This is a genomic window from Actinocorallia aurantiaca, from assembly GCF_039533685.1.
Lineage (GTDB): Bacteria > Actinomycetota > Actinomycetes > Streptosporangiales > Streptosporangiaceae > Actinocorallia > Actinocorallia aurantiaca.
The window spans coordinates 236,282-256,365 of sequence record NZ_BAAATZ010000025.1; the positions used below are offsets into that span (position 1 = coordinate 236,282).

16 protein-coding genes and 1 pseudogene are annotated in these 20,084 nt (G+C 72.8%); 13 read left to right on the forward strand and 4 right to left on the reverse strand.

From position 1 onward, the window contains the following. The coding region (locus ABD327_RS27125; RefSeq protein WP_344454172.1) for a hypothetical protein at nt 1-798 on the forward strand (798 nt) is incomplete at its 5' end. On the opposite strand, the gene ABD327_RS27130 is transcribed toward ABD327_RS27125, so the two are convergent. Next, nucleotides 761-2,677 (reverse strand): glycosyltransferase family 2 protein, encoded by a 1,917-nt coding sequence (locus ABD327_RS27130; protein WP_344454174.1) that lies wholly within the window; start codon nt 2,675-2,677, stop codon nt 761-763. The genes ABD327_RS27125 and ABD327_RS27130 overlap by 38 nt on opposite strands. 128 nt (nt 2,678-2,805) lie before the next feature. Here ABD327_RS27130 and ABD327_RS27135 point away from each other — a divergent pair, with 128 nt between their 5' ends. From ABD327_RS27135 to ABD327_RS27160, 6 genes are all read left to right on the forward strand, one after another. Next, nucleotides 2,806-4,215 (forward strand): glycosyltransferase family 39 protein, encoded by a 1,410-nt coding sequence (locus tag ABD327_RS27135; protein WP_344454176.1) that lies wholly within the window; start codon nt 2,806-2,808, stop codon nt 4,213-4,215. Nucleotides 4,216-4,296: 81 nt separating this feature from the next. Beyond that, nucleotides 4,297-5,454, forward strand: coding sequence for a cytidylyltransferase domain-containing protein (locus tag ABD327_RS27140; protein ID WP_344454179.1), 1,158 nt, complete (start codon nt 4,297-4,299; stop codon nt 5,452-5,454). Between the two features lies 1 nt (nt 5,455). Beyond that, nucleotides 5,456-6,331: an N-acetylneuraminate synthase family protein gene (locus ABD327_RS27145; RefSeq protein WP_344454181.1), complete on the forward strand. Its 876-nt coding sequence runs from the start codon at nt 5,456-5,458 to the stop codon at nt 6,329-6,331. Beyond that, nucleotides 6,328-7,305 carry a glycosyltransferase family 2 protein gene (locus ABD327_RS27150; RefSeq protein WP_344454183.1) on the forward strand — a complete coding sequence of 326 codons (978 nt, stop codon included), beginning with the start codon at nt 6,328-6,330 and terminating at the stop codon, nt 7,303-7,305. Before ABD327_RS27145 ends, ABD327_RS27150 begins: the two co-directional genes overlap by 4 nt. Continuing rightward, nucleotides 7,302-8,654, forward strand: coding sequence for a polysialyltransferase family glycosyltransferase (locus tag ABD327_RS27155; RefSeq protein WP_344454185.1), 1,353 nt, complete (start codon nt 7,302-7,304; stop codon nt 8,652-8,654). The genes ABD327_RS27150 and ABD327_RS27155 overlap by 4 nt, the downstream gene beginning before the upstream one ends. Next, on the forward strand, nt 8,651-9,604 hold the full coding sequence (locus tag ABD327_RS27160; RefSeq protein ID WP_344454187.1) for a glycosyltransferase family 2 protein: 954 nt from the start codon (nt 8,651-8,653) through the stop codon (nt 9,602-9,604). Before ABD327_RS27155 ends, ABD327_RS27160 begins: the two co-directional genes overlap by 4 nt. 7 nt (nt 9,605-9,611) lie before the next feature. Here the strand turns inward: ABD327_RS27160 and ABD327_RS27165 are convergent, their stop codons facing one another. Beyond that, the gene (locus tag ABD327_RS27165) at nt 9,612-10,838 is read right to left on the reverse strand and encodes a DUF6716 putative glycosyltransferase (RefSeq protein WP_344454190.1); all 1,227 of its coding nucleotides are present in this window, start codon (nt 10,836-10,838) and stop codon (nt 9,612-9,614) included. Next, nucleotides 10,835-11,797 carry a hypothetical protein gene (locus ABD327_RS27170; protein WP_344454193.1) on the reverse strand — a complete coding sequence of 321 codons (963 nt, stop codon included), beginning with the start codon at nt 11,795-11,797 and terminating at the stop codon, nt 10,835-10,837. Before ABD327_RS27170 ends, ABD327_RS27165 begins: the two co-directional genes overlap by 4 nt. 159 nt (nt 11,798-11,956) lie before the next feature. Here ABD327_RS27170 and ABD327_RS27175 point away from each other — a divergent pair, with 159 nt between their 5' ends. The 3 genes and pseudogenes from ABD327_RS27175 to ABD327_RS27185 all read left to right on the forward strand — a co-directional run. Further along, a complete protein-coding gene (locus ABD327_RS27175) occupies nt 11,957-13,501 on the forward strand; it encodes an arylsulfatase (RefSeq protein ID WP_344454195.1) in 1,545 nt (514 codons plus the stop codon). A 117-nt stretch (nt 13,502-13,618) separates the two neighbouring features. Beyond that, complete coding sequence (locus ABD327_RS27180) at nt 13,619-14,473, forward strand: sulfotransferase family protein (RefSeq protein ID WP_344454198.1); 855 nt, start codon at nt 13,619-13,621, stop codon at nt 14,471-14,473. Between the two features lie 87 nt (nt 14,474-14,560). Further along, a pseudogene (locus ABD327_RS27185) lies at nt 14,561-15,418 on the forward strand (glycosyltransferase family protein); the annotation flags it as partial. 78 nt (nt 15,419-15,496) lie between these two features. Here ABD327_RS27185 and ABD327_RS27190 read toward each other — a convergent pair. After that, the gene (locus tag ABD327_RS27190) at nt 15,497-16,087 is read right to left on the reverse strand and encodes an HD domain-containing protein (RefSeq protein ID WP_344454200.1); all 591 of its coding nucleotides are present in this window, start codon (nt 16,085-16,087) and stop codon (nt 15,497-15,499) included. Nucleotides 16,088-16,117: 30 nt separating this feature from the next. On the opposite strand from ABD327_RS27190, the gene ABD327_RS27195 reads away from it, so the two are divergent. Genes ABD327_RS27195 through ABD327_RS27205 form a run of 3 tightly spaced genes read left to right on the forward strand, consistent with a single transcriptional unit; the run spans nt 16,118 to nt 19,909 of the window. Beyond that, nucleotides 16,118-16,621, forward strand: coding sequence for an SRPBCC family protein (locus tag ABD327_RS27195; protein ID WP_344454202.1), 504 nt, complete (start codon nt 16,118-16,120; stop codon nt 16,619-16,621). A gap of 49 nt (nt 16,622-16,670) precedes the next feature. After that, on the forward strand, nt 16,671-17,369 hold the full coding sequence (locus ABD327_RS27200) for an acetoacetate decarboxylase family protein (RefSeq protein WP_344454204.1): 699 nt from the start codon (nt 16,671-16,673) through the stop codon (nt 17,367-17,369). Between the two features lie 29 nt (nt 17,370-17,398). Continuing rightward, nucleotides 17,399-19,909, forward strand: coding sequence for a HelD family protein (locus ABD327_RS27205; RefSeq protein ID WP_344454206.1), 2,511 nt, complete (start codon nt 17,399-17,401; stop codon nt 19,907-19,909). Nucleotides 19,910-20,084 lie beyond the last annotated feature (175 nt).

Sequence of the window (20,084 nt, forward strand, 5' to 3'; positions counted from 1 at the left end):
GGGGCGGCGGTCTGCTGCCTGCTTCCCCTGCTGGCGGTCGCCTCGACCCAGCGGAGCGTCCAGATCTCCTGGCTGGACCGGCCCGGCCCGCAGGCCGTGCCCGAGTTGGCCGCGCTCCTCTCCGGGGGCGCCCTGACGGCGCTCCCCTTCCTCGGCCTGGCCGCGCTGGGGGCCTGGCGGCGGCCCGCTCTGCGACCGGTGGCGGTGCCGTGGCTGCTGCTGCCGCCGGCGCTGCTGGTGGGCGTCTCCCTGATCAGCCCCGTCTACACCCCGCGCTACGTGCTCTTCGCCGCCCCGGCGGCGGCGCTGCTGGTGGCGGCGGGGCTGGAGTCCCTTCCCGCCGTGCTCGCCTGGGCGGGCGCCGCCGCGCTGGTCGCCGGGATGGCGCCGACGCACCTGCAGCAGCACGCGGTGGACGACCGCGCCGACGACCTGCGCCGGCTGCGGAAGATCATCAAAAGGCACGAGCGGCCCGGGGACGGCCTGCTGTTCCGGGTGAGCGAGCAGCGGACGATCATGGGCGCCTATCCGCGGACCTTCGCCCGCCTGAACGACCTGGCGCTGGAGCGCGGCGGGCCCGAGGCGGGCAATCTGGCGGGCGCCCTCACCGGCCCGGCCGTGTTCGCCCGGCGGCTGGCCGGGACCGGGCGGGTCTGGCTGGTGAGCAAGGACCCCGATCCCCGCTCCCCCGCCTATCCGGTGGACGAGTCCCGGGTGCTGGTGCTGCGCGAGTCCTTCACCAAGGTGAGGGGCTGGCGGTTCAAGGGCGGGTACCTCGCGCTGTACGCGCGGGAGTGATCCGGGACGGCCGCAGGACCCGGCGCGCCAGACCGCCCAGCAGCGACGGGACCGCCAGGTACAGGGACCGTTCGCCGATCTGGACCGCCAGGCTGCCCTTGGTGGTCGTGTAGGGCTTGGCGGTCCGGCGCAGGCCGACCCGCCCTCCGGTGAGGTCGCGGGGCGTGAACACGCCGGAAACCGTGCCGTCCCGGTCGACGATCTCGTACTCCAGCCGCCAGATGGTCCCCGGGGCCCAGTCCCGCAGCGGCAGCCGCGCGGTGAAGGACGCGCCGTCGAGCGCCGCGTCGGCGGTCTCGACCCGGTCCTCTCCGCGCTGTCGGGCCAGCACCCGCAGGCCCAGCCCGCCGCCGAGCGGGAGCCGTCCGGAGACCTCCAGCCGGCCGCCCGCCACCACGGCCGAAGCCGGCTGGTCGGGCGCGGCGTCCGAGGCTCCGGCCTCCAGGCTCAGGTTCCCGAAGTCGGTGGCGTACAGCCGCGCCAGCGGCCGCCCGCCCTCCACCGGGAGGAAGGCGGGACCGGGAAGGTCCACCGGGCCGACGGCCAGCCGCGTGGAGATCGGCACCTGGCCGAGCCGGGCCTCGACCGACACGTCCCAGCGGCCCTTGGCCGGGCGGAGCGCGGCGACGTCCAGTTCGGCGACGCGCTCCCGGCGGTCGCCGAGCAGCGGGACGGTGTGCGTCCGCTTCGACTCCCCCCTGCTGCGCAGCACCAGGACCGGGTCGGAGAACTCCCCGCCGGGCAGTTCCGCCTTCACCTCGACCCTCAGGACGCCGCCGTCCCAGGACAATCGGTTCAGCTCGCACCGGAAGGGCAGCCGGGAGGTGACGTCGTAGCAGGAGTCCGGCAGCTCCCCGAAGCCCGGGGCGACCTCGTAGATCAGCCCGTCCTTCGCCAGCAGCGCCGGGGTCCGGTCCGACAGCCGGTAGCGGACGATCTCCGGCAGCAGCCGGTGGAGGCCGTGCTCCAGGCAGTGCGCCACCTGCCGGAAGAAGGGCGCCATCGACGCGGTGATCCCCGGGGTGAGGTGGGCGCGGATGAGCCGGAGCGCCCCCTCCTCGGTGACCGCGCGGGCCTCGGCGTCGGCGGCCAGGTAGGCGGCGCCGAACCGCGGCATGATCTCCTCGCGGAAGTTGCGGCGCAGCATGCGGTCGCGGGCCGGGCCCGGCTCGGTGTTCTCCTCCACCACCCGCATCACGCGGCCGATGGCGGGGAAGAAGTCGAGGTCGGGCGCGCCGCCCTGCTGCATGACGCTGGTGCCGTCCTCGCGCTCCACCCAGAAGTAGCAGTCGTGGTCGGCCAGGACGCTCACGCCGCCGGCCCGGAAGTAGGCCTTGGCCGTGAACTCCTGGTCCTCGTGGGAGAGCAGCCCCTCGGCGAACCGCAGGTCCTTGATCAGTTCGCGCCGGAACAGCTTCAGCGGCGCGAGGGTGGCGTACAGGTCCGGCGGGCTGTCGTGGACGGTGGTGCGCGCGACGTTCTTGCGGAACAGCCGCTTGGGGACGTTCCGCCCCACCCCGACGTACTTGCCGATCACGATGTCGGTGCCGTTCTCCTCGGCCATCGCGACCATGAGCTCCAGGGCCCGGGGGTCGAGCCAGTCGTCGGCGTCGAGGAACTGCACGAACTCCCCGGCGGCCAGGGTCAGTCCGACGTTGCGGGGGGCACCGGGACCGCCGGAGTTGGGCTGGTACCTGACGGTGAGCCGCGGGTCGTCGTAGGAGGCGAGCAGGGCCCGGCTGCCGTCGGTCGACCCGTCGTCCACGCAGATGAGTTCCACTCCGGGCAGGGTCTGGCCGAGCACCGAGTCGACGCAGCGTCGTAGCGTCGTCCGGCAGTTGTACACCGGAACGATCACGCTGACTTTGGGCTGGGGCACGCGAGATTTCCTGTCACACGGGAGCATGAGCACATTAGCCCCACCCACGGAGATTAGCGAAGGGTTCCCACCAAGGTGATCACCACCTAATCCCGGCGGTAGGGTCCGACGTGCCTAATTTGCCGTCGATGCCGGTTCTCGGACACCGTATCCCGGCTCCGACAGTCCTGGTCCCCGCCCTCCTCGCCCTCGTGATCACCGCCTGCGGGCTGGACGGGCCGGCGCTCTGGCGCGACGAGGCGGTCACCGCGGGAATGGCGCGGCGCCCCCTGGGCTCCCTCTTCCCGGTGCTGGGTGAGATCGACGCGGTCCACGGGCTCTACTACCTGCTCATGAAGGGGTTCGTCGCCCTGTTCGGCGACGGCGAGACGGCCCTGCGGGCGCCCTCGGTGATCGGCGCGGTCCTGGCGGCGGGCGCCACCGCCGAACTCGGCCGCAGGCTGGGCGGCGCCAGGGTCGGGCTGTTCGCCGGGCTCCTGGTGGCGATCTCCCCCGCGATGAGCCGCTACGCCCAGGAGGCCCGGCAGTACACGCTCGTCTCCGGCCTGGCCGTGCTGGCCACCCTGCTGCTGGTCCTGGCGCTGCGGGAGCGGCGGACCTTCACCTGGTACGGCGTGACGATCGCGCTCCTCGGACTGCTGCACCTGTTCACCCTGCTGCTGGTGCCCGCCCACCTCGTCACCGTCCTGCTGCGCCGGGACCGCGGCCTGCTGCTGCGCTGGGCCTCCGCCACCAGCGCGGCGCTGGCGCCCTGCGCGGTCCTGGCCGCGGTCGCCCTGCCGCAGAGCGGCCAGGTGGGCTGGATCGAGCCGCCCGACGCCGTGGTCGTCACCCGCATGCTCGACGACCTCGCCGGAACACCCGCCTTCTTCGCCCTCTGCGTGGTGCTCATCCTGCTCGGGCGCAACGCGGCACTGTGGCGGACGGCGGCCCCCTGGACGGTCCTCCCGCCGCTCATCCTGCTCGTGGCCTCACTGTGGGACCCCTTCTACGTGTTCCGCTACGTGCTGTTCTGCGTCCCGGCCGTGGCACTGCTCACCGCCGCGGGCCTGGACCGGCTGCGCTGGTCGGCGGGCGTGCCGGTGCTGCTCACCGCGGCGCTCCTCGCCCTCCCCGCGCACCAGCAGATGCGGCTGCCCTCCGAGCGGGCCGACGACCTGCGGACGCTGGCCCGGATCATCGAGACCGAGAGCGCTCCCGGGGACGCCCTCGTCTTCCACTACACCGACTCCCGGCGCGTCATGTCGGCCTACCCGGACGCCTACACGGGCCTGTCCGACGTCCTCGCCGACCGCCCGGACGAAGGGCTGGACGGACGGGAGGCGCCCGCCGAACGGTTCGGGGAAAGGCTCCGGGACGTCCGCCGCCTCTTCTACGTCGACTACTCGCGCAAGCCCGCCGCCAGCCTCTTCACCGACTCCGACGCGGCCAAGGAGTCACTGATCCGCGACAACGACGCCGAATGGGCGCGGACCGGCCGCTGGCTGTTCAAGGGCGGTTCCGTCCATCTATACGAGCGCCGCCCGCCGTTCACCTGAGCGTGCGCACCGGGCCACCCCGGGTCCCTAGCTTGGAGTCCTCCGCCCGGACCAGCCGGTGATGGACCACGAGGTAGTCGTGTGCGTGTCGTCTGTGTGATCCCCGCCCGGGGCGGCTCCAAGGGAGTCCCCGGCAAGAACCTGGCCGAAGTGGGCGGCCTCCCCCTCGTGGCGCGGGCCGTGCGCGCGGCGCGGCGGTCCCGGACCGTCGAGGAGGTCGTCGTCTCCACCGACGACCCGGGGATCGCCTCCGCCGCCGGGGACGCCGGGGCGCGGATCGTGATGCGGCCTGCGGAGCTCAGCGGCGACACCGCGACCTCCGAGTCCGCGCTGCTGCACGCGCTCGGGCTGCTCTCCGGCCGCCCCGAGGCGACGGTGTTCCTCCAGTGCACCTCGCCGTTCATCGACCCCGCCGACCTCGACGCCGCCGTCCTGGAGGTGCTCGACGGGAAGTCCGACGTGGTGTTCTCCGCGCTGGAGTCCCACGAGTTCCAGTGGACCCGGGGCGGCGACGGCCTGGCGGGAGTGGGCCACAGCGCCTCCTTCCGGCCCCGCCGCCAGGACCGGGCCCCCCACTACCGGGAGACCGGCGCGTTCTACGTGATGCGCACCGAGGGGCTGCTGGAGCACGGGCACCGGTTCTTCGGGCGGATCGGGGCGCGCGCCGTCCCCGCCGTGCACGCCGTCGAGATCGACACGGCCGAGGACCTGGCCGTCGCCCGCGCCCTCGCGCCACTGGCCGACCGGCCGGACCCGCTGGACGTGGACGTCCTGGTCACCGACTTCGACGGGGTGCACACCGACGACCGGGCCCGGGTGCACCAGGACGGCACCGAGTCGGTCTCGGTCTCCCGGGAGGACGGCATGGGCGTCGCCCTGCTCAGGAGGGCGGGCGTTCCCGTCCTCATCCTGTCCACCGAGACCAACCCCGTGGTCGCGGCGCGGGCCCGCAAGCTCGGGGTCCCCGTCCTGCACGGGCTCTCCGACAAGGCGTCGGCGCTGGCCGGGTGGCTGCGCGAGGCGGGGCACGACCCCCGCCGCACCGCCTACATCGGCAACGACGTCAACGACCTCGGCTGCCTCGCCCTGGTGGGGTGGCCGATCGCGGTGCCGCACGCCCATCCGGACGTGCTCGCGGCGGCCCGGCTGGTGCTCAGCCGTCCGGGCGGCGGGGGCGCGGTCCGCGAGGCGTGCGAACTCATTCTCCAGAGCAAGACTCTTCCGAACGAAGGTAAGTGATATGTCCGCTTCTGTGAAGATCGGCGACCGCCTGGTCGGTGCCGGACAGCCGGTCTACGTGATCGGCGAGATCGGCATCAACCACAACGGCGACATGTCGATCGCCCGCCAGCTCATCGACGTCGCCGCCAACGCCGGCTGCGACGCCGTCAAGTTCCAGAAGCGCACCCCGGAGATCTGCGTCCCGCCGGAGCAGCAGGGCAGGATGCGCTCCACCCCGTGGGGCGAGATGACCTACCTGGAGTACAAGCACCGCGTCGAGTTCGACGAGGGGCAGTACGCCGAGATCGACGAGTACTGCGCCCGGCGCGGCCTGCAGTGGTTCGCCTCCCCGTGGGACGTCCCGTCCGCGGAGTTCCTGGAGAAGTTCGACGTCGTGACCCACAAGGTCGCCTCGGCCTCCATCACCGACAAGGAGCTGCTGCGGGCCCTGGCCGCCACCGGCAAGCCCGTCATCCTGTCGACCGGCATGTCGGAGATGCAGGAGATCGACGAGGCGGTGGAGATCCTCGGCACCGAGAGGCTGGTGATCCTGCACGCCACCTCCACCTACCCGCTGCCGGCCGAGGAGGCCAACCTCCGCACCATCGACACCCTGCGCGAGCGCTACGGCGTCCCGGTGGGCTACTCCGGGCACGAGCGGGGCCTGCAGATCAGCCTCGCGGCCGTCACCCTCGGCGCGTGCGCGGTCGAGCGCCACATCACGCTGGACCGCACCATGTGGGGATCCGACCACGCGGCGTCGCTGGAGCCGACCGGCCTCCAGCACCTCATCCGGGACATCCGGGTCATCGAGTCCGCCCTCGGAGACGGCGTCAAGCGGGTCTTCCCGGGAGAGGCCGAGCCCCGCGAGCGCCTGCGGCGGGTCACCTCTTGAGCCGTCCGACCAGTTCTCCGGCTCTTTCGGTCATCGTCCCGATGCGGAACGTGGAGCGTTACGCCGGGGACATGCTGACCAGCCTGGTCCGGAACGTCTCGGAGGAAGTGGAGTTCATCCTGGTGGACGACGGTTCCACCGACCGCACTCCCGAACTCGTCGAGCGGTTCCGGCCCAGGCTGCCGCGGTCCCAGGTGATCCGGCACGAGCGGGCCGCCGGGCTCAGCGGGGCGCGGAACGCGGGCATGCGCGTCGCCTCCGGCCGGTACTTCACCTTCCTGGACGGCGACGACTACGTCCGGCCCGGCTACTTCGGCGAGCTCGCCGCCGCCATGGACCGGCTCGGCTGCGACTACGTCAAGGTCGACCACATCAAGGTCTTCGGCAAACGCCGGGTGCCCGACCGCGCCCCGATGGGCCTGCGCGACACCCCGCTCAAGCCCCGGGACGGCATCCTGCCCGCCCACGGCAGATCCATGGTCGACTACCCGAACGCCTGGTCGGGGGCCTACCGGCGGGAGCTCTACGAGTCGGGCGTGCTGCTCTTCGACGAGCGGCTCCTCACCTGCGAGGACCGCCCCTGGACGTGGCGGCTGCACCTGCGGGCCGAGTCCTACGCGGTCGTCTCGCTGTGGGGGCCGTTCTACCGGCGCGAGGTCGCCGGCTCCCTCACCAGGATCGGTGACGAGCGGCAGCTGCACTTCTTCGACGCCTTCGACCTGGTGCTGGGCGAGCTCGCCCGCGACCCCGAGGGCGAGCGCTTCCGCACCAAGGCCATCCGCAACTACTGCGCGATGATCGCCTTCCACCTGACCGAGCGCCACCGGCTCAGCCCGCCGCTCCAGCGGCGGCTGCGGACCCGGGCCCGCGCCGCGTTCTCGTCGTTCCCGGCGGAGAACCTGGCCGAGGTGATGCCGGGGCTGGGCCCCGAACGCGAACGGCTCCTCACCGAACTGCTGGGGGTCACCCCGTGACTCAGATCTTCGTCGCCTCGACCCTCTTCGGCGCGGTGACCGTCGCCGCCGCGATCGACGCCGGGCGGTTCGGCCCGCCGGGCCGCCGCCGCATGCTGCTGGTCAGCGACAACACCGCCATCCCCGAACTGGGCCGCGACCTCACCGAGTCCCCCGGGTTCGCCGGGATACGCGACCGGTTCGACGAGGTGCTCTCCTGGAACGACGAGATCAGCCCGCTGCACCCCTCGGGCTGGATGCCGCGGACCGAGGAGCTCATGATCTGGGAGCGGCTGTTCCGCGACCGCTGGGGCCTCGGCGGCGAGCCGCTGGAACTGGCGGTCGAGACCATCGCCGCCTCCCCGGCACGGGCGCTCACCTCGATCTTCTCCGAGGCCGCGATCACGGTCTACGCGGACGGGCTGATGAGCTACGGGCCGACCCGGGACGGGCTGCCCGACGGGGTCGGCAGCCGCATCACCCGGCTGCTGCACCCGGACCTGGTGCCGGGGCTCGTCCCGCTGCTGCTCTGCGAGCACGGAGTGGCCTCCGAGACCATCCCGGACGACGCCTTCTCGGCCGTTCTCCACAAGCTGAACCGGCCGGGGCCCCCTGCTGACGGGCTCGAAGGGGCCGCATTGGTCGTCGGTCAGTACCTCGCGGCACTGGAGATCCTGAGCGAGCAGGAGGAAGATGAACTCCATGTGGCGATGCTGCGTGGTGTCGTGGCCCGAGGGCACACGACAGTGCTGTTCAAGCCCCACCCCTCCAGTCCGGTACGGACGACCGACCAGCTGGCCCACGAGGCGGCGAGGCTGGGCGCCCGGCTCCTGGTCCTCGACGCTGCGGTACCGGCAGAGACCTGGTGCTCAGCGCTTCGGCCATCACTGATCGTCGGTTGCTTCTCCACCGCGCTGGTCACCGCTTCCCGTTACCACGGCGTCCCGGCGGCCACCGTGGGCACCGGCCTGCTGCTCCAGCGCCTGTCCCCCTACCAGAACAGCAACCGCGTGCCGGTGACCATCATCGACGCGACGCTGCCGCACCTGGCGGAGGACGGGACGCTCAGCACGCCGTTCCTGTCCCGGACGTCCGACCTCCACCGGCTGCTCGTGGCGGTGGCTTACGCGATGCGCGCCGCCTCCCTGCCCGAGCGGCGCGGGGAGGCCGCGGCGTTCCTCTCCGAGCACGCGTCCTCAGAGCCGATGGCGCGGTACTTCAAGAAACGCCGGCTGACGGCGCTGGGCCTGCCCGGCGGGCTGTCCCCCGCCAAGCGCGGCCTGCTCGCCGCGGCGCTGCCGCCGCGCAGCCGGAGGCGGAGGATCGCGGCCCGCGCGTTCGACGCCGCCGGGCTGGACCGCGACCGGTGACGACCCTGTCGGTCGTCATACCGGTCCGCGACGTGGAGCGCTACGTGCCCGACCTGCTGCGCGGTCTGGCCCGCAACGCCCGCCCCGACTTCGAGTTCCTCGTGGTCGACGACGCCTCCCGCGACCGGACGGCCGAGCTGGTGGCCGGGGCCGGGATCCCGGGGCTGCGGATGATCCGCCATACGGCGGCCCTGGGGCCCGGGGCCGCCCGCAACGCCGGCCTGGCCGAGTCCTCGGGCCGCTACCTGACCTATCTCGACGGCGACGACTGGATCAGGCCCGGCTACCTGGCCGAGATGGTCGACGCGATCTCCGGGCTCGGCTGCGACTTCGTGATGTCCGACCACATCCGGGTGACCGGACGGCGGCGGCAGCCGCGCCGAACTCCGGAGGGCAGGCTGTGGGAGGTGCTCGACCCCCGGGCCGGCATCCTGCCGGTCAGCCAGCCCTCCATGGTCGACTACCCGTACTCGTGGGCCGGGATCTACCACCGGCGGCTCGCCGACCGGGGCCTGCTGGACTTCGTCCCCGGCCTGCACACCGCCGAGGACCGGCCCTGGTTCTGGCGGCTGTACCGCCGGGCCTCCTCCTACGCGGTGGTCCCGCTGCACGGCGTCTTCTACCGCCGCCACCGGCAGGGCGCCCTCACCCGGATCGGGGACGCCCGCCAGCTGCACTTCTTCGACGCCTTCGACCTGGTGCTGGCCGAGCTGGCCGCCGACCCGGAGGCCGAGCGGTTCGCCGGCAAGGCGGTCCGCAACTACTTCGCCATGATCGGCTACCACCTGGTCCGCCGGGAGCGGCTCAGCCCGCCGCTGCGGGTGAGGCTGGTCGAGCGGGCCCGCGCCACGATGCTGTCGGTGCCGCCGGAGCTGCGCGCCGAGGTGCTGCCCGCGATGGGCGTCTACCGGCAGGAGCTCTTCGAGGAGCTGCTGGGCGTCCGGATCTGAAGGCCGCTCACCGCAGCGCCCGGCGCAGCCGCAGCGCGCCCCTGTAGGCCGCGGGGGGCAGCTCCACCCGCAGGGAGGCCCGGGTCCTGGCCCACCGCCCCCCGGGGTCTCCGGCGGGTTCCGGCAGGCTCTCCGCCCGCGCGACCAGCGCCTCCAGCTCCCGCGCCCAGTCGTTCTCGGCCTCGGGGTGGAAGTAGTTCTCCGCGCACCACCGCGCGTCCGGGCGGCGGAACCGCCCCTGGACCAGCTCCTCCAGGGTGCCGAGCACCCCGCTGCCCTCGAAGACCAGGTTGATCATCTGTGCGTTCACCCCGAAGTCCGAGAGCACCAGCAGCGGGACGTCCGCGGCGATCGCCTCCAGGGCGGCGGTCGAGCTGACCGTCACGAACCCGGCGGCCCGTGCGAGCTGGGCGTGCATCGGCCCGGCGTCGAAGCCCAGCAGCCCGTGCTCGACCGGCAGCTCCCGCCACAGCGTCTCGTAGTGCAGCTCCTCCCGGTGGGTCTGCTCCTCCCCGACCCTGGCCCGCAGCTTCACCACCACCCGCAGGTCGGGCCGCGACCGCGCCAGCCCGGCCAGCGCGTACAGAACGCGCTCACGCTCCTCCCGCAGCCCGGGAACCTTGGCCTGGGTGGCGAAGACGACCCGGTCCGGACGACCGGAGCGAAGCGAGGATCGGCCGGACCCCTCCTCGGGGGCCTGGGGGTCGCCCCCCAGATCGATCCGGTCCCGGGAGTCGCCCCCTGGACCGACCGCGTCGTGCAGGAACGGGAGCGTGGCCCGCACCACGCGGCCCGGCAGGCCGAGGTCCCGGGCGATCCGGCCGAACTCGGCCGCCTCCCGTCCGCTGTGCACGACAAACAGGTCGGCGGCGGCGCGGAGCCGCCAGGCCTTCTCGCCGGCGGGCACCGAGATCCCCGGCAGCCCGGTCAGCAGGACCCGGCGCCGGTCCCGCGACACCCAGGGCGACAGCGCCCGCACGACCGGGCCGGTGCAGGCCAGCAGCACGGCGTCCGGGTCGTATCCGCGCAGCAGCGCCCGCAGCCGCCGGGCGGTGAGCACCTCGGGGGCCGGTGTGTCGTCCCGGCCTCCGCTGACCGCGGCGCGGCGCTGCGCGGCCGACGGCGTGATCGGCGAGCGCACCACCACCAGGCGGTGCTCGCCGGGCAGGGTGCGCAGCAGGGCGGCGGCCCACTTGAGGTAGGAGTCGGAATCGGCGACGGCGAGCAGTCTCAAGCGAACTCCGGGCCCAGGACGGAGACGCTGAGGTGGGTGCGCAGCGCGGGATCGGCCCGTTCGGTCCACCAGGCCGCCGGAACGCCGACGCCCTCGATGCGGGGGCCGGGGCCGTGCAGGACGCGCAGCGACGTGAGGGCGGTGGAGGGCAGGCTGAGCACCCGGTGCTCCGGGGTGAGGCCGCGCAGGCTCAGCTCCACCGGCAGGTCCCGCTCGACCAGGGTGACCGCGGGGTCCTCGCGCAGCAGCGCCAGCACCCGCGGGCACTCCCGCCGGTGCGGGTAGTAGGCCACCGGCTCCTCCTCGGTGATCCCGCCGAGCCAGCCCAGGTAGGCGCCCCGGTCGACCAGGCCGTTGGCGACCAGGGAGGTGCCCAGCACCACGCACCGGCGCACGGGCGGCGGCTCGTCGGGCAGGGCGCGCAGCCAGGAGAACTCGTGGGAGATGACCGGGACGCCTACCCGGCGGGTCCGGGCGAGCAGCTGGGCGGGCACGGGCAGCCCGGTGAAGGCGGTCACCCGGCCCTGGCGGGCGAGCGCGCGCAGCCGGTGCCCCGCCAGCGCGGAGAAGCCCCGCCTGACCGCTCCCGGCCTGGCCCTGGCCCGCAGCAGCGGCTGCTTCCACGGCCCGCACAGCAGGCCGAGCAGGTGGAGGGTGGCGAGCCCGTCGTCCAGCAGGACGATCCGCTCCGGCGCCCGGCTCAGCAGCATGCGGCCCTGCGCCCGGCCGGAGAAGGCGTCGCCGAGCGCCCAGGCGGCGCCGGTCCGCCCGATCCGCTCGGTGAAGGTCAGGGTGGTTTTCGGCGGCAACCCCAACCTGATCGCTTCTCGGGCGGTAGCGTGCAACGCGTCCGATCCTGGGCGCACGCGCACCTCGACCGGGCCGAGGAGGCCGGCGTGCCGGGCCTCCAGGGCCGACAGGAGCTGGAGCGGTGACTCCGCCCAGGCCAGATCAGTCATTCGCACCTAAAAGTGTCGGATCGCGTCGTGGACTTCCAACCTGGCATTCGCGCGTGAACAGGGGACCAACGGAGGCTGTCGATGCCGTTTAACAATCTTTGTGCCGTGAGTTGTCGCTAAGCTGCCTCCGGTTCCCCCGCAAACCCCAGGAGTCATCACTTGTCTGACAGGCGCCGCTTCCTGCTCAGCACGGGCCTCTTGGCGGCCGGTGCGGCAGCCTTCTCCGCATGGCCGAACCGCCCCAGCTCCACGACCGGGTCCCCGTCCGTCCGCGGCACCGGCGTGCAGGCCCTGCCCGCCCTGTCCCCGCAGGCCGAGGTGCGGGAGCCGGTCGTCGCCGCCGCGCCGAAGCCCGCCGGCCCGGCGGGCAACCTCGCCAAGCGCCCCAACTTCGTGCTGATCCTCGCCGACGACCTGGGCTTCGGCGAGGTCGGCTGCTACGGCCAGAAGAAGATCAAGACTCCGCGCATCGACCGGATGGCCAAGGAGGGGCTGCGCTTCACCGACGCCTACGCCCCCGCCCCGGTCTGCGCCCCCTCCCGGGCGTCCCTGCTCACCGGCCTGCACACCGGCCACAGCGCGGTGCGCCGCAATCCGCCCAAGACGGGCGAGATTCCCCTGGGTGCGAACGAGCCCACGATCGGCGAGATGCTCCAGGCCGCCGGCTACCGCACCGGGCTGTTCGGCAAGTGGGGCTTCGGCCCGAACTCGGGCAACAACAACACCAACCCCAACGCCCGCGGATTCACCGACTTCTTCGGGTACATGACCCACCACATGGCCAAGCGGTACTACCCGGAGTTCCTGTGGAACAACGGGCAGCACTACCCGCTCCCCGGCAACAAGGGGGACTCCGGGCCGCTCTACGGGCCCGACCTGATCATGCAGCGGGCGCTGGCGTTCCTGCGCGACGCCGACCGGCAGGGCCAGCCCTTCCTGCTGACGCTCACCCTGCCGCTGCCGCACGCCCCGTCCGTGACGCGCGCGCTCGGGCAGTACCGCACCAAGGACTGGCGGCGCCAGGACAAGGCGCACGCCGCCCAGATCACCCAACTCGACACCTATGTCGGGACGCTGCTGGACGAGCTGCGCAGACTCGGCCTCGCCGACAACACGATCGTGGTCTTCACCTCGGACAACGGTCCGCACGAGGAGGACGGGGTCCAGCACCGGTTCTTCGACTCCAACGGCCCGTACCGGGGCGTCAAGCGCAATCTCTACGAGGGCGGCATCCGCGTCCCGTTCATCGTCTGGTCGCCCAAGCTGCTCCGCAAGACCGCCAAGAAGCGCACCACCCATCCGACGATCCAGTACGACCTGATGGCGACCTTCGCCGACTTCGCGGGGATCAGGGCGCCGAAGAACGACGGCCTCTCCCTGCGGAAGGTGTGGACGGGGGCCGGGGGCGCGCCCAAGCACGAGTACCTCTACTGGCTGCGGCTGCACGCCGGCTCCACCAGGAGCCACCGGGCCGAGGACCAGGGCAGGGGCAAGCGCTGCGCCGCGGCGGTACGGTTCGGCGAATGGAAGCTGGTCGGCTTCGCGCCCGGCACCGAGTACTCCACCCCGGGCAAGAAGTGGACCTACGAGCTGTACAACCTGAACCAGGACCCGGGGGAGAGGCGCGACCTCGCCAAAGCCCGCCCGGCGCTGGTCAAGCGTGGCGAGCGCTATCTGAAACGATCATGGCGACCCCTGGACTAGGATCTGGGTTGCATGATTATCCATTAATATTCGGCAACATTAAGTCATTTTCGTCCAAGTTTGTCCAATGTGTCGCTATCGTCTCCCGCGAGGCCACACCTACCCGGGACTTGAGAGATGCAGGAAGCACAGCGCAGCACCGCAGTCAAGCGGGCCATCCGCCGCCGTACCGAACACCTCGCCGAGGCCCTCAGGCCGCCCGGGGTCAAGCCCAAGCGCAAGGTCCTGCTGCCCGACCGCAGCAGCGGCAACCGGCTCGTGCCGTCTCCGGTCTTCGTTCTGTCGTCCGTCCGCTCGGGTTCCACCCTGCTGCGCGTGCTGCTGAACTCCCACTCCCAGATCCGCGCCCCGCACGAGCTCCACCTCCGGACGCTCGAGGTGCGGCCCAGCCGGGAGTACACCGAGGGCATCATGGAGGCGCTGGGCCTCAGCCGCAAGGAGCTCGAGCACCTTCTGTGGGACCGCGTCCTGCACCACGAGCTCGAGCGCAGCGGCAAGCGCATCGTGGTCGACAAGACCCCGGCCAACGCGCTGATCTGGCGCCGCATCTCCTCCGCCTGGCCCCAGGCCCGCTACATCTTCCTGCAGCGGCACCCGCAGTCCGTCGTCGAGTCCGTCCTCAACCGGCGCAAGGGCGCCGAGAAGGACGCGGTCGTCAAGGAGGTCTTCAACTACGTCAACGGCGTGGAGCAGGCCCGGCAGCGCCTCAAGGGCCTCGCCGTGCGCTACGAGGACCTCACCGCCGACCCCGAGGTCCAGACCAAGCGGATCTGCGAGTACCTGGACGTGCCGTGGGAGCCGTCCATGCTCGACTACGGCGCCCAGGACCACGGCCCGATCAAGCCGGTCTTCGGCGACTGGAGCGCCAACATCAAGTCCGGCCAGGTGCAGAAGGCCCGCCCGCTGCCCGGCGTCGACGAGATCGACCCCCAGCTGCAGGAGATCTGCAAGCTCTGGGGCTACCTCGACTGACAGCCCACGTCCCTCCGGGGTTCACCCTTCGGACATTCACGCAGGTCAAGATGCCGGTGAATGTCCTGTGAACTCCGGAGTCGTCGTATGCGGGTCTGTGTCTGCACGGTAGGTCGCCATCCCGAGGACGCCCGGATCCTGCATCGGCAGATCCGGGCCCTGCTCGACGGCGGCCATCACGTCACCTATCTCGCCCCGTTCCGGGCGCACCACGTCGTTCCCTGGCAGGAGCTCACCCCGGTGGACCTGCCCCGCCTGTCCGACCGCCTCCGCGCGCTGCGCCACGCCCGGCGCGCACTCGCCGAGCAGGCCCCGCACACCGACCTGGTGCTGCTGCACGATCAGGAGCTCGGCCTCGTCGCGCCCCGCCGGGTGCCCGTCGTCCTGGACGGCCCGCCCACCCGGCGCCTCCCCCGCGGCCTGGACGCCTCCACCTTCACCCCGGTCCCCCGGCGGCCCGCTCGCGCGCCCGACGACCCCCGGGTGGTGCACCTGGGCCGGCTGACCCGGCGCGGAGGCGCCGAGGAGGTCGTCGAGACGGCCCGCGCCCTCGCCCGGCACGGGCTGGCCACCGAACTGATCGGCCCCGCCGAGGAGCGGGTCCGCCCGATGCTGCGCGCCGCCCAGCGGGAGGGCTTCCTGCGCTGGTACGGGTTCGTGCCCAACGACCGGGCGCTGCGCATCGTCTCCGGCGCGACGGCCGGCCTCTCCCTGACCCGCGAGCCGCACGGGCGGCCTCCGACGAAGGTCCTGGAGTACATGGCCCACGGCGTGCCCGTGGTGTCCTCCCCGGATCCCGCCTCCTCCTTCCTGCTCGAGGAGACCGGCGCGGGCGTGATCGTCCGGGACCCCGCCTCGGCTGTCCGGGAGATCCTGCGGCTCCGGGAGGCCCCCTCCGAGCGCGCGGAGATGGCCCGCCGGGGCCACGAAGCGGCCCGTGCCCGCTTCGACTGGGCCGAGCACGGCCCCGCCTTCGTCGCCCGCCTGGAGGCCCTGGCCGCGGGCCCGCGGCGGCCCGGACGCTCAGCGCAGATGCGCGAACCGCTGCGCCCAGCCGGCGAACCAGGGGGCGAAGAAGGGATGCTCCTCGGCCAGCGGCATGACGTACACGACGGTCTCGGTGTAGTAGCGGCGCTGGAAGTCCGGCGGCATCCGGTCGAGGGTCTGCACGTTGCTCGCCCGGTCCGCGAGCTTGATCGAGACCACCTGCGGCGGGGCGTCCCTGAGACGCCGTAGGTAACCCACCGTGGCCGCGCGCTTCTCCTTCTTCGAGCGGACGGGCGGCTTGGTCAGCCAGTCGACGTACTCGGCGATGACCGGGCCGAACTCCGCCTCGACGTCGGCGACCGTCGCCGGGGTGTCCTCCACCACGTCGTGCAGCAGCGCCGCCGCCAGGACGTCCGGGTCGCGTTCCCCCGCCCCGCGCACCAGGACCTCCAGCGCCTCCAGCAGGTGCTCGGTGTAGGGCGCCCCGGTCGGCCGCGTCTGCGTCCCGTGCCAGCGCGCCGCGGCCTCCGCGGCCCTCCGGACGGCCGACAGCGCCGGCTCCGGCAGCTCCCGCCGCAGTTCCGGTTCCGCTTCGTCCCAGGTGCGCCAGCTCAGGTAGTCGTCCATCCTCCAACGGTAATGCGGGAGGATCGTGCCATGGGAAGCACGCAGAGCACCGAACGGGAGTGGGTGGCCGAGGAGAGCGTCCTCATCGACGCTCCCGCGGAGAAGGTCTTCGCGGCGGTGTCGGATCCCCGCCGCGCCGCCGAGTGGTCGCCGGAGGTCTTCCACGTCCGGCTGCGGGACTCCCCCGTCGAGGAGGGCTCCCGGTTCACCGGCTTCAACCGGCGGGGCCCGTTCGTCTGGTTCACCAACTGCGAGGTCACCGCCCACGTGCCGGAGCGGGCGCACGCGTTCCGGGTCTACAGCTTCGGCATGGACGTCGCCCTGTGGGGGTACAGGGTGGAACCCGTGGGCGGGTCCACCCGGCTCACCGAGTACTGGCACGACCTCCGCCGCGACCACTGGTCCGCTGGGCTCGTGTCCCTCATGGGGAGGGTCTTCACCGGGGTCAGGGCGGACCGGCGGGCGGCGCTGAACCGGGAGGGCATGCGCGCCACGCTGAACCGGATCAAGGCCGCCCTTGAGACACCAGTCTAGAACCTGTTCTAATTCCTTCCGGGGCAGCCGACCGAACAAGAGGAGAACCATGCACCAGGTACTCGACCGGACCGTCACGATGCCCGTGGAGATCCGCCACGCGCGGGTGGCCTCGGCCATGTTCCCCGTCCCCGCCCGCACCGCGCAGACGATCATCGGCTACTCCGGGCTGGACGTGGTCCGGACGCTGCCCTCCCACACGATCTGCTCGCTCGCCTTCATCGAGTACGTCGACGGCGACCTCGGCCCTTACCACGAGTTCGCCGTCGCCTTCCTGGTCCACCACCCCCGGAGCGTCGACTCCTCCGGTATCGGCGCCTTCATCCACTGGCTGCCCGTCGACGGCGAGTTCACCCTCCAGGCCGGCCGCCAGATCTGGGGGTTCCCCAAGGTCCTCACCCACCTGCCCATCGACTGGGACGGGCCCCAGCGCTGCGCCATCCACCAGGACGGGGAGCTCGTCGCCGCGATGTCCGTCAAGCCCGGGCTGCCGATCCCCGACGGCAGCGCGGCCCCGGTGATCGACGCCTACTCCTGCTATGACGGCGTCACCCGCCGCGTGCCCTGGACCATGCGCCCGTCCGGAGTCCGCATGCGCCCCGGCGGCGGGGTCGTCACCCTCGGGGACCACCCCGCCGCGGACGATCTGCGCAGGCTCGGGCTGCACCGCGTCCCCGCGCTCTCCAGCACCACCGTCGAGCACCTCGGCATGACCTTCGGAGAGGCCGAGGAGGTCACGACCGCATAAGCTTCTTCTCTTGCGAGAAGGAGAACCCCATGCCGTCGTCCGCCCAGCCCGGGCAGGCCATTCACGCCCTGCAGATCAAAGAGGCCGAGATCGCGGCCGAGCAGTCCCTCGTGGACGCCGCCCACGTCCGGCTCGATGAGATGCGGGAGGACGCCCAGCGGATGCTCCAGGAGGGCTTCCGCCAGTCCCAGACCGGGACCAAGGGCTCCCTGGTAGACCGTGACGCCATGGTCTACCAGGCCGCCCTCCGCGCCCAGGCGCTCAACGTCGCAGACGACGGCCTGGTCTTCGGGCGGCTCGACCTGGTCCCCGGAGCCCCCGGGACCGTCGGAGCCCCCGGAAGCACCGCCTCCAACGGGGCCACGGCCTCCAACGGGACCGCCGGGACCGCCGGAGCCTCCATCGGTACCGCCGGAGCCGCAGAGAACGGCGGAACCGCCGCTGGAGCCGTGGAAGGCGCCGGAGCCGACGGCGGTTCCGGCGCGGCCGGTGGTCCTGGCGCCCCCGATACCTCCGGTGCTCTCGGCGCCCCTGGAGCCTCCGGCGGTCCTAGCGCCCCCGGCGCGGTCGGTGGTGCCGGCGGTCCCGAGCAGCACGGCCCGCTCTACATCGGGCGGGTCGGCGTGCGCACCCGCGACCACGAGTCCCTGGTCGTCGACTGGCGCGCGCCCGCCGCCGAGGCCTTCTACCGGGCCACCCCCGAGGACCCGCGCGGCGTCATCCGCCGCCGGGTGCTGCACTCCCGCGGCCACAAGGTCATCGACCTGGAGGACGACCTGCTGCAGCCCGCCCTCGTCGACGACCTCACCGTCGTCGGCGACGGCGCGTTCCTCGCCTCGCTGGCCCGCACCCGCGAAGGCGCCATGCGCGACATCGTCGCCACCATCCAGCGCGAGCAGGACCTGGTCATCCGGGCGCCCGCCGACGGCACCGTCGTCGTCCGGGGCGGCCCCGGCACCGGCAAGACCGCGGTCGCCCTGCACCGCGTCGCCTACCTGCTGTTCCGGCACCGGCGCAGGTTCGGCGGCCGCGGCGTGCTCATCGTCGGCCCCAACCAGCGGTTCACCGCCTACATCGAGCGGGTCCTGCCGTCCCTCGGCGAGGGCTCCGCGGCGCTGCGCTCCCTCGGCGACCTGCTGCCGGGGGCGACCGCGACCCGCCACGACTCCCCCGAGCTCACCCGCGTCAAGGGCTCCGGCTCCATGGCGCGGATCCTGCGCCGCGCCGTCACCGACCACCCGCCCGGCGCCCCCGACCTGCTCACCGTCGTGCACGCCGGCGTCGTCGTCAGGCTCGACCGCTCCCGCCTCGACAAGCTCCGCAGGCAGGTCCACCAGCGCGTCCAGGGGAGCGTCAACACCGGGCGCCGCAAGGCCGCCGACGCCCTGCTGGACGCCCTGTGGGAGCGCTTCGTCGAGATCGGCGGCCTCGTCGACGCCCCCGGCATCAAACGCGGCGAGTTCACCGCCAACGCCCGCGACCAGATCGGCGGCTTCCTCGCCGCCTGGTGGCCGATCCGCACCCCCGCCGAGGTGCTGCTCTCCCTCGCCGACCCCGACCGGCTGGGCCGCGCCGCCGGCCGCGACCTCACCCCCGCCCAGACCGGTCGGCTCGCCGGCTCCCTCGCCCACGAGGACGGCTGGTCCTACCAGGACATCGCCCTGCTGGACGAGCTCGACTCCCTGCTGGGCCGCCCTCCGCGCCCCACCCGCAAGGTCCGCGAGGACGACCCGTACGTCGTGGACGGCGTCAACATCCTCACCGGCGAGGAGGTCGCCGACTGGGAGCCGGAGTTCCGCGAGCTCACCACCTCCATCGAGCGCTCCGAACGCGCCCGCCGGGTCGACGACGAGGCCGAGGACGCCACCGACTACGGCCATGTCGTGGTGGACGAGGCCCAGGACCTCTCCCCCATGCAGTGGCGCATGCTCGGCCGCCGCGGCCGCCAGGCCACCTGGACCGTGGTCGAGGACCCCGCCCAGTCCGCGTGGGAGGACCTGGAGGCCTCCCGCCAGGCCATGTCCGCCGCCCTGGGCATCTCCGGCAACCGCAGGAACCGCCGCCCCCTCCACACCTTCGAGCTCACCACCAACTACCGCAACTCCGTGGAGATCGCCGCGGTGGCGTCCCGGGTGCTGGCCAAGGCCGTCCCCGACGCCGTGCCGGCTCGCGCCGTCCGCACCACCGGCCACGACGCCGCCGTGGCCCTTCTCCCCGACTCCGCGCGGCCGGCCTTCGTCCACGCCGCCCGCGACGCGGTCATCGACCTCCTCGGCCAGGTCGAGGGCACCATCGGCGTCATCCTCCCCCTCGGCTGGCCGCAGGCCCCCTGGGACGTCCCGGACCGCGTCCAGCTCCTCGACGTCCTGGAGGCCAAGGGCCTGGAGTTCGACGCCGCCGTCATCGTCGCCCCTGAAGAGGTCGCCACCCAGTCCCCCATGGGCCTGCGCACCCTCTACGTGGCCGTCTCCCGCGCCACCCAGCGCCTCACCGTCCTCACCGCCGACCCCGCCTGGAAGACCGTCCTCAGCACCGACTGAACCCCGGAGACACGAAAAGGGCCCCGACGACTGTCGGGGCCCTTTTCACGAAGAACGGACTCCCGGGCCTCGAATGAGAAACCCTTGGAAATGCGAGAAAGGCCCCCGACGATGTCGGGGGCCTTTCTCGATGTTGATTGCGGCGGTGACCTACTCTCCCACACAGTCTCCCGTG

Excerpts from the sequence above, each read along its gene's own strand:
- ABD327_RS27135 (WP_344454176.1), top strand. The coding sequence starts at position 2,806 with ATGCCGGTTCTCGGACACCGTATCCCGGCTCCGACAGTCCTGGTCCCC.
- ABD327_RS27145 (WP_344454181.1), top strand. The coding sequence starts at position 5,456 with ATGTCCGCTTCTGTGAAGATCGGCGACCGCCTGGTCGGTGCCGGACAG.
- ABD327_RS27170 (WP_344454193.1), bottom strand. The coding sequence starts at position 11,797 with ATGACTGATCTGGCCTGGGCGGAGTCACCGCTCCAGCTCCTGTCGGCC.
- ABD327_RS27180 (WP_344454198.1), top strand. The coding sequence starts at position 13,619 with ATGCAGGAAGCACAGCGCAGCACCGCAGTCAAGCGGGCCATCCGCCGC.
- ABD327_RS27190 (WP_344454200.1), bottom strand. The coding sequence starts at position 16,087 with ATGGACGACTACCTGAGCTGGCGCACCTGGGACGAAGCGGAACCGGAA.
- ABD327_RS27195 (WP_344454202.1), top strand. The coding sequence starts at position 16,118 with ATGGGAAGCACGCAGAGCACCGAACGGGAGTGGGTGGCCGAGGAGAGC.
- ABD327_RS27200 (WP_344454204.1), top strand. The coding sequence starts at position 16,671 with ATGCACCAGGTACTCGACCGGACCGTCACGATGCCCGTGGAGATCCGC.
- ABD327_RS27205 (WP_344454206.1), top strand. The coding sequence starts at position 17,399 with ATGCCGTCGTCCGCCCAGCCCGGGCAGGCCATTCACGCCCTGCAGATC.